The 12,459-nt window shown below is 60.2% G+C and carries 12 protein-coding genes; 11 read left to right on the top strand and 1 reads right to left on the bottom strand.

Annotated features, from left to right (window positions below):
- Nucleotides 1-97 precede the first annotated feature (97 nt).
- Both EJA71_RS12345 and EJA71_RS12340 read left to right on the top strand, forming a co-directional pair.
- Nucleotides 98-592: an LEA type 2 family protein gene (locus EJA71_RS12345; protein WP_158957163.1), complete on the top strand. Its 495-nt coding sequence runs from the start codon at nucleotides 98-100 to the stop codon at nucleotides 590-592.
- A complete protein-coding gene (locus EJA71_RS12340) occupies nucleotides 589-798 on the top strand; it encodes an SEC-C metal-binding domain-containing protein (RefSeq protein WP_008083915.1) in 210 nt (69 codons plus the stop codon). The genes EJA71_RS12345 and EJA71_RS12340 overlap by 4 nt, the downstream gene beginning before the upstream one ends.
- Before the next feature lie 202 nt (nucleotides 799-1,000).
- Here EJA71_RS12340 and EJA71_RS12335 read toward each other — a convergent pair whose 3' ends face one another.
- Nucleotides 1,001-1,558, bottom strand: coding sequence for a cysteine hydrolase family protein (locus EJA71_RS12335; protein ID WP_158957165.1), 558 nt, complete (start codon nucleotides 1,556-1,558; stop codon nucleotides 1,001-1,003).
- A gap of 146 nt (nucleotides 1,559-1,704) precedes the next feature.
- Here EJA71_RS12335 and EJA71_RS12330 point away from each other — a divergent pair, with 146 nt between their 5' ends.
- The 9 genes from EJA71_RS12330 (at nucleotide 1,705) to EJA71_RS12290 (ending at nucleotide 12,383) form a co-directional block, all read left to right on the top strand.
- Entirely contained in the window at nucleotides 1,705-2,349 is a 645-nt protein-coding gene (locus EJA71_RS12330) for a glutathione binding-like protein (protein ID WP_158957161.1), read from the top strand.
- A 201-nt stretch (nucleotides 2,350-2,550) separates the two neighbouring features.
- A complete protein-coding gene (locus EJA71_RS12325) occupies nucleotides 2,551-5,001 on the top strand; it encodes a penicillin acylase family protein (RefSeq protein ID WP_158957159.1) in 2,451 nt (816 codons plus the stop codon).
- A 219-nt stretch (nucleotides 5,002-5,220) separates the two neighbouring features.
- Nucleotides 5,221-6,255, top strand: a complete 1,035-nt coding sequence (locus EJA71_RS12320) for a ligase-associated DNA damage response exonuclease (RefSeq protein WP_158957157.1) — start codon at nucleotides 5,221-5,223, stop codon at nucleotides 6,253-6,255.
- Nucleotides 6,252-7,940, top strand: coding sequence for an ATP-dependent DNA ligase (locus EJA71_RS12315; protein ID WP_158957155.1), 1,689 nt, complete (start codon nucleotides 6,252-6,254; stop codon nucleotides 7,938-7,940). The genes EJA71_RS12320 and EJA71_RS12315 overlap by 4 nt, the downstream gene beginning before the upstream one ends.
- A 243-nt stretch (nucleotides 7,941-8,183) precedes the next feature.
- On the top strand, nucleotides 8,184-8,966 hold the full coding sequence (locus EJA71_RS12310; RefSeq protein ID WP_008083900.1) for a transporter substrate-binding domain-containing protein: 783 nt from the start codon (nucleotides 8,184-8,186) through the stop codon (nucleotides 8,964-8,966).
- A gap of 56 nt (nucleotides 8,967-9,022) precedes the next feature.
- Nucleotides 9,023-9,751 carry an ABC transporter permease gene (locus EJA71_RS12305; protein ID WP_158957153.1) on the top strand — a complete coding sequence of 243 codons (729 nt, stop codon included), beginning with the start codon at nucleotides 9,023-9,025 and terminating at the stop codon, nucleotides 9,749-9,751.
- Entirely contained in the window at nucleotides 9,748-10,458 is a 711-nt protein-coding gene (locus EJA71_RS12300) for an ABC transporter permease (RefSeq protein WP_034154960.1), read from the top strand. The genes EJA71_RS12305 and EJA71_RS12300 overlap by 4 nt, the downstream gene beginning before the upstream one ends.
- Before the next feature lie 28 nt (nucleotides 10,459-10,486).
- A complete protein-coding gene (locus EJA71_RS12295) occupies nucleotides 10,487-11,605 on the top strand; it encodes a succinylglutamate desuccinylase/aspartoacylase family protein (protein WP_158957151.1) in 1,119 nt (372 codons plus the stop codon).
- A 13-nt stretch (nucleotides 11,606-11,618) separates the two neighbouring features.
- Nucleotides 11,619-12,383: an ABC transporter ATP-binding protein gene (locus EJA71_RS12290; RefSeq protein ID WP_158957149.1), complete on the top strand. Its 765-nt coding sequence runs from the start codon at nucleotides 11,619-11,621 to the stop codon at nucleotides 12,381-12,383.
- The last annotated feature ends 76 nt before the right edge of the window (nucleotides 12,384-12,459 follow it).

The following is a 12,459-nucleotide window of genomic DNA, read 5'->3' as shown; positions in this document are numbered from 1 at the left end:
CCTTCGGCAGCTCCTACAAAGAAACGCAATCTCCTGTAGGAGCTGCCGAAGGCTGCGATCTTTTAAGGCTAGACTGAGCACCAAAGGGAGTTATCACATGCTCGGTTGCAGGCGCTTATTCCAATTCTTGATGCTCACGCTGTTTCTCAACCTCGGCGGTTGCGCGTCGTGGTTCAGCGATGACAGCGTCGAACCCGCCGTGCATCTGGTGAAAGTCGAGGTGGTGCGCGCCAAACTGCTCGAACAGAAATTCATCCTGCACTTTCGCATCGACAACCCTAACGACAGTGATCTGACCGTACGCGGTCTGGAGTACCGCATTCATCTGGCGGACATGCTGCTGGCCGACGGTGAATACGAACACTGGATTACGGTCGCGCCGAACAGCAGTTCGTTCTACAAAGTGCCGATTCGCACCAACTTGTGGCCGAGGGTCAAAGACGTGGTGAAAATGCTGAAAAGTCCGAGCCAGCAAATTCCCTATCGCCTGCAAGGGGAAATGGAAACCGGTTTATTCATCGCCCACTACGTGCACCTTGAGCGTAATGGCGTGATAATCCCCGCCGATTTAATTCCGGAGCAACACCGATGACCCAGCAACCTCATGTCCATGGCCCTGACTGCAACCACGATCATGATCATGACCATCACCACGATCATGACCACGGCCACGTGCACGGCCCGAACTGCGGCCACGCCCACCAGGAACCGGTGCGCAACGCCCTGAAAGACGTCGGCCGCAACGACCCTTGCCCTTGCGGCAACGGCAAGAAATTCAAGAAGTGCCACGGGGCGTGATGTCCGGGGCGAGAACTCTCTTCGCCTGACCTGCCGCCTTCGCGAGCAAGCTCGCTCCCACATTTGATCTGCGCCGACCACAATTTTTGTGAATATCCGCAGCCCCTGTGGGAGCTGGCTTGCCAGCGATGAGGCCGGCAACTTCAACATTGATGTCAGATGACACACCGCTATCGCTGGCAAGCCAGCTCCCACAGGTTTATCAGTCGGCTGTCAAAACCAGGACAGCACTGACCACCGTCGCATACTCCCCCTGCAAATTCCCCAGCGACATCCCGTGCACCTCTTCAGCCGTACGCAACGTGCCGAAATAATCAGCCTTGTCGAAGGTGAAGCACGCATCCTCCGCGATCCATGTATCGAAGCCAAGATTGCCCGCCGTGCGCGCCGTTGATTCCACCGAGTTGTTGGTCGCCACACCGACAATGATCAACTGCCCGATCCCCACCTCGCGCAACCGCGCCTCCAGCCCGGTGGCACAGAACGCATCCGGCACCTGCTTCTGAATCAGCCATTCGCCATCCTGCGGCAAGAACCGTTGCTGAAATTCCACCCCCTCCTGCTCGGGCCAAAACACTGAATCCGGCTCCCGCGACAGGTGCTGCACATGAATCACCGGCCTTGCGCTACGCCGCCACAGCCCCAGCAGATCAAGGATTCGCTCTTCCGCCTGAGGATTGTTTCTTCGCCCCAAACGCGGCTGCAGGATGCCTTTTTGCTGGTCGATGATGATCAGTGCAGCGTTGGCCTGAAGCTCCATGGCGATTTTTCTCATGTCGGGTCATTGAATTTGCCCCAGTTCAGCATCACCTCTTCCAGTCAGGCAAGCTTTCGAACGCACACGGGATCACCTGACGCCGGCGTTTGCTGTCCGCACGCAAGTCCATTTTTGCTTTGGAGTTCTCCATGATCGACCTGTATTACTGGACCACCCCCAACGGCCACAAGATTTCCCTGTTCCTTGAAGAAGCCGGCCTGCCGTACAACGTTCATCCGATCAACATCAGCCAGGGTGAGCAGTTCCAGCCACACTTTCTGAAGATCGCGCCGAACAACCGCATCCCGGCCATCGTCGATCACCAGCCGGCTGACGGTGGTGAACCGTTGTCGCTGTTCGAGTCCGGGGCAATCCTTTTGTATCTCGCCGAAAAAACCGGCCAGTTCCTGCCCAAGGATCTGCGTGGCCGGCAAACGGCGTTGCAGTGGCTGTTCTGGCAAATGGGTGGTTTGGGCCCGATGGCCGGGCAGAATCATCACTTCAGCCAGTTTGCGCCGGAAAAAATCCCCTACGCGATCAAGCGCTACATTGATGAGACGGCACGGCTGTATGGCGTGCTGGACAAACAATTGGCCAACAACGACTTCGTCGCCGGCAGCGAGTACAGCATCGCCGACATGGCGATTTATCCGTGGATCGTCTCGCACCAGTGGCAGAGCCAGAACCTCGATGACTTCCCGCACGTACAGCGCTGGTTCAAGCACATCAAGGATCGTCCGGCGACCGTGAAGGCGTATGCGCTGGTGCAGAAGATCAATCCACCGAAAGCCTGAATGAAGATCAAAAGATCGCAGCCTGCGGCAGCTCCTTCACTGGAATGCGCGTCCCTGTAGGAGCTGCCGCCCGCTGCGATCTTTTCCATTCGACAGAAATACACAAATAACCCCCGCCCCCGCTTGCGCGGCCACCTCCTGCTCACTAACGTAGCGGCTTTATTGCGCCCCCAGCCTCTACACCCCCGCAGGAGCTTTGCCATGGCCTCGCCAGCCCTTACTCATTTTCTTCCCCGGTTCGGCGTTGCCGCAGCAGTGGCCGGTGTTTTGGGCCTGTCCGGTTGCCAGACCTGGAACGCCCAGGACACGCTCCCACCGACCTCCGGCGTGCAACCACTCAAGGGCCTGGCACAGAATGTTTCGGTGCGTCGCAATGCCATGGGCATGCCGCTGATCGAGAGCAACACCTTCCACGACGCGCTGTTCAGCCTCGGCTATGTGCACGCCAGCGACCGCATCAATCAGATGGTCACTCTGCGCCTGTTGGCTCAGGGTCGTCTGGCAGAAATGTCCGGCGCCTCGATGCTCGATGCCGACCGCTACATGCGCGCAGTCAACCTGAAGAAAAGCGCCGGCGAGCTGTACAAAGCCTCGTCGCCACGCCTCAAGCGCTTCTTCGAAGTCTATGCGCGGGGCGTCAACGCCTACCTGTTCCGCTACGCCGACAAACTGCCGGGCGACCTCGCGTCCAGCGGTTACAAGCCGGAATACTGGAAACCGGAAGACTCGGCGCTGATTTTCGCCCTGCTGAATTTCAGCCAGTCGGCCAACCTGCCGGAAGAAATTTCCTCGCTGGTGCTCGCGCAAACCGTCACCAGCGACAAACTCGCCTGGCTGACGCCGTCCGCGCCCGACGAAAACCTGCCAGTGGCCGAAGCCGACAAGCTGCAAGGGATCAAGCTCAACGGGCAGATTCCCGGCCTGAGCGAACTGAGCAACGCCAGCCAGCAACTGACGGCGCTGAACCTGCTCGGAACGCCGTCTTCGAACAACTGGGCGATCGCCCCGCAACGCAGCCGCAGCGGTAAGAGCATTCTGGCCAGCGACGCCCACGGGCCGCTGGCCGCACCGTCGCTGTGGAGCTTTGTGCAGATCCGTGCGCCGAAATATCAGGCCGCCGGTGTCACCGTTGCCGGTCTGCCGCTGGTGCTCGGTGGCTTCAACGGCAAAGTGGCGTGGAGCACCACCAGCGTGTTCGGCGACAACCAGGACCTGTTCCTGGAAAAAATCCGTCGCCAGGGCAGCAGCCTGACCTATGAGGTCAATGGCAAATGGCAGCCACTGGGCGTGCGCAACGAAACCTACTTCGTCAAAGGTCAGCGACCGATTCGTGAGGCGGTTTACGAGACCCGCCATGGCGCGCTGCTCAACAGTGCTCAGGCGGCGGCGCAAGGCAACGGTTTCGGCCTGGCCCTGCAGACGCCGAGCTTCACCGACGACAAGTCGCTGGACGCGTTTTTCGACCTGACCCGCGCACAAACCGTTGAACGTGCTTCGGACGCCAGCCGCGAGATCCGCGCCATCGCGCTGAATCTGGTATTTGCCGATGCGAGCAACATTGGCTGGCAAGTCACCGGGCGTTTCCCCAACCGTCGTGAAGGCGAAGGTCTGCTGCCATCGCCGGGCTGGGAAGGTCGCTACGATTGGGACGGTTACGCCGACCCGATGCTGCACCCGTACGATCAGGATCCGGCTCAAGGCTGGCTCGGCACCGCCAACCAACGCGTGATTCCTCACGGTTACGGCATGCAGTTGTCGAATTCCTGGGCCGCCCCGGAACGCGGCGAACGCCTGGCGGAACTGGCCGGCAGCGGCAAACACGACAGCCGCAGCGTGATCGCCATGCAGTACGATCAGACCACCACGTTCGCCGCCAAGCTGAAAAAAGTCTTCGAAGCTCCAGGCATGAAGCAGCCGCTGAAGCAGGCCATCGATGCCCTGCCGGAAGCGGATCGCAGCAAGGCCCGTGAAGCATTTACGCGGTTGATGGCGTTCGACGGCAAGCTCAGCCCGACGTCGGCGGATGCGGCCATCTATGAGCTGTTCCTGCAAGAAAGCATGAAGCAGATTTTCCTCGACGAACTCGGCCCGGAATCGAGCCCGGCGTGGAAAGCGTTTATCGCCAACGGTGATTTGTCCTACGCGGCGCAGGCCGATCATCTGCTGGGGCGCGAAGACAGTCCGTTCTGGGATGACCTGCGCACGCCGCAGAAAGAAGACAAAGCGCAGATTCTTGCTCGTAGTTTCGCAGCGGCGATCAGCGCAGGCGACAGTCAGTTGGGCGGCGATCACCGCACTTGGCAGTGGGGCAAATTGCATAGCTATGCCTGGAAGAACAGCAATGGCCAGACCGTGCGCGGCCCACTCGCAGCGGGCGGCGATCACACCACGCTGAACACCTCGGCATTCGCTTGGGGCCAGGACTTCACCACCACCCGCGCGCCGTCGATGCGCTTCATCGTCGACTTCAGCCAGACCGAACCGCTGATGGGCCAGAACGGTACGGGGCAGTCGGGTAACCCGGTCAGCCCGAACTACCTGAACGGCATCGATGCGTGGTTGAAGGGGCAATACATTGGTTTGCCGATGCAGCCGCAGAATTTTGACCGGGTGTACGGCAAAACCCGATTGACCCTGACTCCCGGCAAATAATCGTAGCTCCCTGCTCGCAATGATCGTTCCCACGCTCCGCGTGGGAATGCCGCCCGGGACGCTCCGCGTCCCATCGAAAGCCGAACGCGGAGCGTCCGTTGATGCATTCCCACGCGGAGCGTGGGAACGATCTGTCGCAATACGTCATCCTGAAACTCGATAGAACTTCCGGCTCAGCGCCAGCCTCATAATTGACAAGCCCCCCATTCAGGTAACGACATGGACCTTGTTATCGCGCGCCCCGAAGGTTTGTATTGTCCTGCCGGGGATTTCTATATCGACCCCTGGCGCCCCGTCGAGCGTTCGGTGATTACCCATGCCCACGGTGATCATGCCCGCACCGGCAACCAGCATTACCTGGCCAGCAGCGCCAGCGAAGGGATTCTGCGCGCACGACTCGGCCAAGACATCAACCTGCAAACCCTCGCCTACGGTCAACGCCTGACCCACCACGGCGTCACCTTGAGTTTTCATCCCGCCGGCCACGTCCTCGGGTCGGCCCAGGTGCGCCTCGAATACGGCGGCGAAGTCTGGGTCGCGTCGGGGGATTACAAGATTGAACCGGACGGCACCTGTGCGCCGTTCGAACCGGTGCGTTGCCACACCTTCATCACCGAATCGACCTTCGGCCTGCCGATCTATCGCTGGCAGGCGCAGGCGCAGATCTTCGCCGAGATCAATCAGTGGTGGTCAGCCAACATCGCCGCCGGCAAGGCCAGCGTGCTGTTCTGCTATTCGTTCGGCAAAGCCCAGCGGATTCTCCACGGCATCGACGAAAGCCTCGGGCCGATTCTCAGCCACGGTGCGGTCGAGCCGCTCAACCGGGTCTACCGCGAGGCCGGCGTGTACCTGCCGCCGACGATCTACGCTGGCGACGTCGCCAAAAATGATCCACGGATGCGTGAGGCATTGGTCATCGCCCCGCCCTCGGCCGGCGGCAGTAGCTGGATGCGCCGTTTCGGTGATTTCAGCGACGCCTTCGCCAGCGGCTGGATGCGCCTGCGCGGCACGCGACGCCGGCGCGGTGTGGATCGCGGCTTTGTCCTGTCCGACCACGCCGACTGGCCGGGTCTGCTGTGGGCCATCGAACAGACCGGCGCGGAACGGGTGATGGTCACCCACGGTTCGATTGGCGTTTTGGTGCGCCATCTGCGCGAACGCGGCCTCGACGCTCAAGGTTTCAACACCGAATACGGCGATGACGAAGAAGACAACATCGCCACTCAGCCCGCCGTTGTCGAGACACCCGCATGAAAGACTTCGCCGATCTCTACGCCGAACTCGATGCCACGACGTCGAGCAACGCCAAACTGGCGGCGATGCAGACTTACTTCGCCCAGGCTGAACCCCACGACGCGGCGTGGGCGGTGTACTTTTTGTCGGGCGGTCGGCCTCGGCAATTAGTCCCGGTGCGGGTCCTGCGGGAAGTCGCCGTCGCGGTGTCTGGCCTTGAGCCTTGGCTGTTCGAGGAAAGCTATCAATCCGTGGGCGACCTGGCCGAGACCATTTCTCTGGTACTCCCGGAGAAACCGCACACGTCCAGCGCTGGTCTCGCTGAGTGGATCGAAGACAAATTGCTGCCCTTGCGCGGCGAAACCCCGGAATTCCTCGCTCGGCAATTGCCGGCGCTGTGGGCGCAGCTGGATCGGCCGAGTTTGATGTTGTGCATCAAGCTGATCACCGGCAGTTTCCGCGTCGGCGTATCGAAACTCCTCGTGACCCGAGCCCTGGCCTCAATGGCCGGGCTCGACAGCAAACGCGTCGCGCAACGGCTGGTGGGTTACACCGACCTGTCGAATCGGCCGAGCGCCGCCAGCTATCTGAAACTGATCGCTGCAGAGTCCGCCGACGAACATGCACAGCGCGGTGGGCAGCCGTATCCGTTTTTCCTCGCTCACGCGTTGTCACAACCGGTCGAAGAATTCGAAGCCCTGATCGGCCCCGCCAGCGACTGGCAGATTGAATGGAAATGGGATGGCATCCGCGCCCAAGTGGTCAAGCGCGAGGGCCGCTTGTGGGTGTGGTCGCGCGGCGAAGAATTGGTCACCGAGCGCTTCCCAGAACTGGATGTGTTGGTGCACGGTTTGCCCGACGGCACGGTGATCGATGGCGAGATTGTCGTGTGGAAAAGTAGCCACCCCACCACTGAAGACGCCTTCGATCCGCAATCGACTGAACCGCCAGCCGTGCAACCGTTCGCCCTGCTGCAACAGCGAATTGGCCGCAAAACCCTCGACAAGAAAATTCTCGAAGAAGTGCCGGTCGTAGTGCTCGCCTACGATTTGCTCGAATGGCAGGGCGAAGACTGGCGCAACCAGCCTCAGGCCAAGCGCCGTGCGCAACTGGAAGAGGTCATCGCTCGGTGTAACAGCCCGGTGTTACTACCCTCGCCAGTGCTGACCGGCAGCGACTGGTTCGACCTCGCCCGCCAGCGCGAAGCCTCTCGGCGCCTGGGTGTTGAAGGCATGATGCTCAAGGCGCGGGACTCGCTGTACGGGGTCGGTCGCACCAAGGACATGGGCGTGTGGTGGAAGTGGAAGGTCGATCCGTTCAGTGTCGACGCGGTGTTGATTTATGCGCAGCGCGGGCACGGGCGCCGGGCCAGTCTGTACAGCGATTACACCTTTGCCGTGTGGGACGGGCCGCCGGAATCCAGCCAGCGCTCACTGGTGCCGTTTGCCAAGGCCTATTCAGGACTGACCGACGAGGAAATGCGTCAGGTCGACAGCATCGTGCGCAAGACCACTGTGGAAAAATTCGGCCCGGTCAGCAGTGTGAAGCCGAGTCTCGTATTCGAATTGGGCTTCGAAGGCATTGCCCTGTCGCGTCGGCACAAGAGCGGGATCGCCGTGCGCTTTCCAAGGATGCTGCGCTGGCGGCAGGACAAGACGGTGGATGAAGCCGATAGCCTCGCCACATTGCAGGATCTGCTGGCCTGACCTCAACATCACGCGAGGATCGTTCCCACGCTCCGCGTGGGAACGATCGGCCCTAAATCAGTGCAAGCTATTTTCAGTGCCCGTTTGCGGGCACTGATTCACTCATCCAATCGCTGCGCCAACCTTTTAAAACACTTGTTCGGGACTATGGTTCGGAAATTGCTACTTTCTATAGGTCGTACGCGTTCCAGTAACAATAATTCTGCGCCACAAGCGCTCATATTGGTTCTTAGGGATTGAATAATGAAAAAAGCATTGCTGACCCTTTCTGCACTGGCGTTGTGCATGGCCGCTGGCTCCGCGCTGGCCAAGGAATACAAAGAGCTGCGCTTTGGCGTTGACCCTTCGTATGCACCGTTTGAGTCGAAAGCGGCCGACGGCAGCCTGGTGGGCTTCGACATCGACCTGGGCAACGCGATCTGCGCCGAACTGAAGGTCAAGTGCAAGTGGGTCGAAAGTGACTTCGACGGCATGATTCCGGGCCTCAAAGCCAATAAATTCGACGGCGTGATCTCGTCGATGACCGTGACCCCGGCCCGTGAGAAAGTCATCGACTTCTCCAGCGAGCTGTTTTCCGGCCCGACGGCTTATGTGTCGAAAAAAGGCTCGGGCATCACCGCTGACGTCGCCTCGCTGAAAGGCAAAACCGTCGGCTACGAGCAAGGCACCATTCAGGAAGCCTACGCCAAAGCCGTGCTGGACAAGGCCGGCGTGAAAACCCAGGCCTATCAGAATCAGGATCAGGTGTACTCCGACCTGACCTCCGGCCGTCTCGACGCCGGTATCCAGGACATGCTGCAAGCCGAATTGGGCTTTTTGAAGTCGCCACAGGGCGCCGACTATGACGTCAGCAAGCCAGTCGACAACGAATTGCTGCCAGCCAAAACCGCTGTCGGTATTAAGAAAGGTAACACTGAGCTGAAGGCGCTTTTAGATAAAGGTATCAAAGCGTTACACGATGACGGCAAATACGCCGAGATTCAAAAGAAACACTTTGGCGATCTGAATCTGTACAGCGGCAAATAATGCCCCGGCGCCCATCTTCGATGGGCGCCTTTTCCATCCGCTCAGGTTGCTGATTTATGTTCGAAACCCTCCTGCAAAATCTGGGGCTCTCCGCCTTCAGCCTCAAGGGCTTTGGTCCTTTGCTGCTGGAAGGCACCTGGATGACCATCAAATTATCGGCGATGTCGCTGCTGGTGGCCGTGTTGCTCGGCCTGCTCGGCGCCAGTGCCAAACTGTCAAAAGTCAAACTGTTGCGCCTGCCCGCCCAGCTCTACACCACGCTGATTCGCGGGGTGCCGGATCTGGTGCTGATGCTGCTGATCTTCTACAGCCTGCAAACCTGGCTGACGTCGCTGACCGACTACATGGAATGGGAATACATCGAGATCGACCCGTTCAGCGCCGGGGTGCTGACCCTGGGCTTCATTTATGGCGCGTATTTCACCGAGACCTTCCGTGGCGCGATCCTCGCTGTGCCGCGTGGTCAGGTTGAAGCCGCCACCGCGTATGGCCTCAAACGCGGCCAGCGCTTTCGCTTTGTGGTGTTCCCGCAAATGATGCGTTTCGCTTTGCCAGGCATTGGCAACAACTGGATGGTGATGCTCAAGGCCACCGCGCTGGTGTCGATCATCGGTTTGGCCGATCTGGTCAAAGCCGCGCAGGACGCCGGTAAAAGCACCTATCAACTGTTTTACTTTCTGGTCCTTGCCGCGTTGATTTACCTGCTGATCACCAGTGCTTCGAACTTCATTCTGCGCTGGCTCGAACGCCGTTATGCCGCCGGTTCGCGGGAGGCCGTACGATGATCGAACTCCTGCAGGAATACTGGCGCGCCTTCCTTTATACCGACGGCCAGAACATCACCGGGCTGGCGATGACGATGTGGCTGCTCAGCGCCTCGATCTTCATCGGTTTCCTGGTATCGATTCCGCTGTCGATCGCGCGGGTTTCGCCGCATTTCTACATTCGCTGGCCGGTGCAGTTCTACACCTACCTGTTCCGTGGCACGCCGCTGTATATCCAGCTGCTGATCTGCTACACCGGGATTTACAGCCTGGCCGCTGTGCGCGCGCAGCCGTTGCTCGACAGTTTCTTTCGCGATGCGATGAACTGCACGATCCTCGCCTTTGCCCTCAACACTTGCGCCTACACCACGGAGATTTTCGCCGGGGCGATCCGCAGCATGAACCACGGCGAAGTCGAAGCCGCCAAGGCTTACGGACTGACCGGCTGGAAGCTATACGCCTACGTGATCATGCCGTCGGCGCTGCGCCGCTCGTTGCCTTACTACAGCAACGAAGTGATCCTTATGCTGCACTCGACCACGGTGGCCTTCACCGCGACCATTCCCGACATCCTGAAAGTCGCGCGGGACGCCAACTCGGCGACCTTCCTGACCTTTCAGTCGTTCGGCATCGCCGCGCTGATCTACCTGACCATTACCTTTGCGCTGGTCGGCCTGTTCCGCCTTGCCGAACGCCGATGGCTGGCCTTCCTCGGCCCGACTCACTAGGACCGGCCCCAGAAAAAAAGAGATGCCAATGCGCCACCTGATCCATGACTTGCTGGCCCCGCTGCCGGGGACCGCACGACAGATTCATAGCTTCCACTTCGGCCCGGAGCAGGCCAAGGGCAAGGTCTACATTCAGTCTTCACTGCACGCCGACGAATTGCCGGGCATGCTCGTCGCCTGGCACCTCAAGCAGCGTCTGGCCGAGCTGGAAGCCGCCGGGCGCCTGCGCAGTCAGATCGTGCTTGTGCCGGTGGCCAACCCGGTCGGCCTCGAACAAGTGCTGATGGACGTGCCGCTGGGCCGCTACGAACTGGAGAGCGGGCAGAACTTCAACCGCTGGTTCGTCGACCTCAGCGAGGAAATCGGCAATGCCATCGAGGGCAAGCTGAGTGACGATCCGCAGCAAAACCTTGAGCTGATCCGCAGCCACCTGCGCAACGCCCTCGCCCGCCAGACCGCCACCACGCAATTGCAATCCCAGCGCCTGACCCTGCAACGGCTGGCCTGCGATGCCGACATGGTGCTGGACCTGCACTGCGATTTCGAATCGGTGGTGCACCTCTACACCACGCCCGAGGCGTGGCCGCAGGTCGAGCCATTGGCGCGCTACATCGAATCCCAGGCGAGCCTGCTGGCCACTGACTCTGGCGGCCAGTCGTTCGACGAATGTTTCACCCTGCTGTGGTGGCAATTGAGGGAACGCTTTGGCGAGCACTTCGAGATTCCCCTCGGCAGTTTTTCGGTCACCGTCGAGTTGCGCGGTCAGGGCGACGTCAATCACCCGATGGCCAGCCGCGACTGCCAGGCGCTGATCGACTATCTGATCCAGTCCGATGCGATCGTCGGCGAGACCAAACCGCAACCGCCACTGCCCTATCCCGCCACGCCACTGGCGGGTGTGGAGCCGGTGATCACGCCGGTCGGCGGTCTGCTGGTGTACACGGCGGTGGCCGGCCAATACCTGGAAGCCGGGCAACAGATCGCCGAAATCATCGACCCGATCCACGACCGCATCACGCCCATTCATTGCGCGACGGCCGGGCTGATGTACGCCCGCTCGCTGCGGCGCATGGCCACGGCCGGCATGGTCATCGCCCACGTTGCAGGCACCGAAGCCTATCGCAGCGGCTACCTACTTTCGCCTTGAGGATGTCTGTCCCATGTACAAACTGACCGTTGAAGGCCTGCACAAAAGCTATGGCGACCATCAGGTGCTCAAAGGCGTCTCGCTCAAGGCCAAGACCGGCGACGTGATCAGCCTGATCGGCGCCAGCGGCTCGGGCAAAAGCACTTTTTTGCGCTGCATCAACTTTCTCGAACAACCTAACGACGGCGCGATGAGCCTCGATGGCCAGCCGATCCGCATGGTCACTGACCGCCACGGCATGCACGTCGCCGACGCCGATGAATTGCAGCGTTTGCGCACACGACTGGCGATGGTGTTCCAGCACTTCAACCTGTGGAGCCACATGACCGTGCTGGAAAACATCACCATGGCCCCGCGCCGGGTGCTGGGTTGCAGCAAACAGGAAGCCGAGGACCGCGCCCGGCGTTATCTGGACAAGGTCGGCTTGCCGGCGCGGGTGGCGGATCAATACCCGGCGTTTCTTTCTGGCGGTCAGCAGCAGCGCGTGGCGATTGCCCGGGCGCTGGCGATGGAGCCGGAGGTGATGCTGTTTGATGAACCGACTTCGGCGCTCGACCCGGAGTTGGTTGGGGAAGTGTTGAAGGTGATTCAAGGTCTGGCTGAGGAAGGCCGGACGATGATCATGGTGACCCATGAGATGAGCTTTGCGCGCAAAGTCTCCAGTCAGGTGTTGTTCCTGCACCAAGGTCTGGTTGAGGAAGAAGGCGCGCCCGAAGAAGTCCTTGGCAACCCGAAAAGCGAACGCCTCAAGCAATTCTTGAGCGGTAACCTCAAGTAACCCCTTGTACATGTAGGAGCTGCCGCAGGCTGCGATCTTTTGATCTTGTTTTTTACAATCAAAAGATCGCAGCCTG

Origin of the sequence: Pseudomonas sp. PB106 (assembly GCF_009764645.1) — a bacterium.
GTDB lineage: Bacteria > Pseudomonadota > Gammaproteobacteria > Pseudomonadales > Pseudomonadaceae > Aquipseudomonas.
This window is presented reverse-complemented; position numbering and strand designations above follow the sequence as displayed.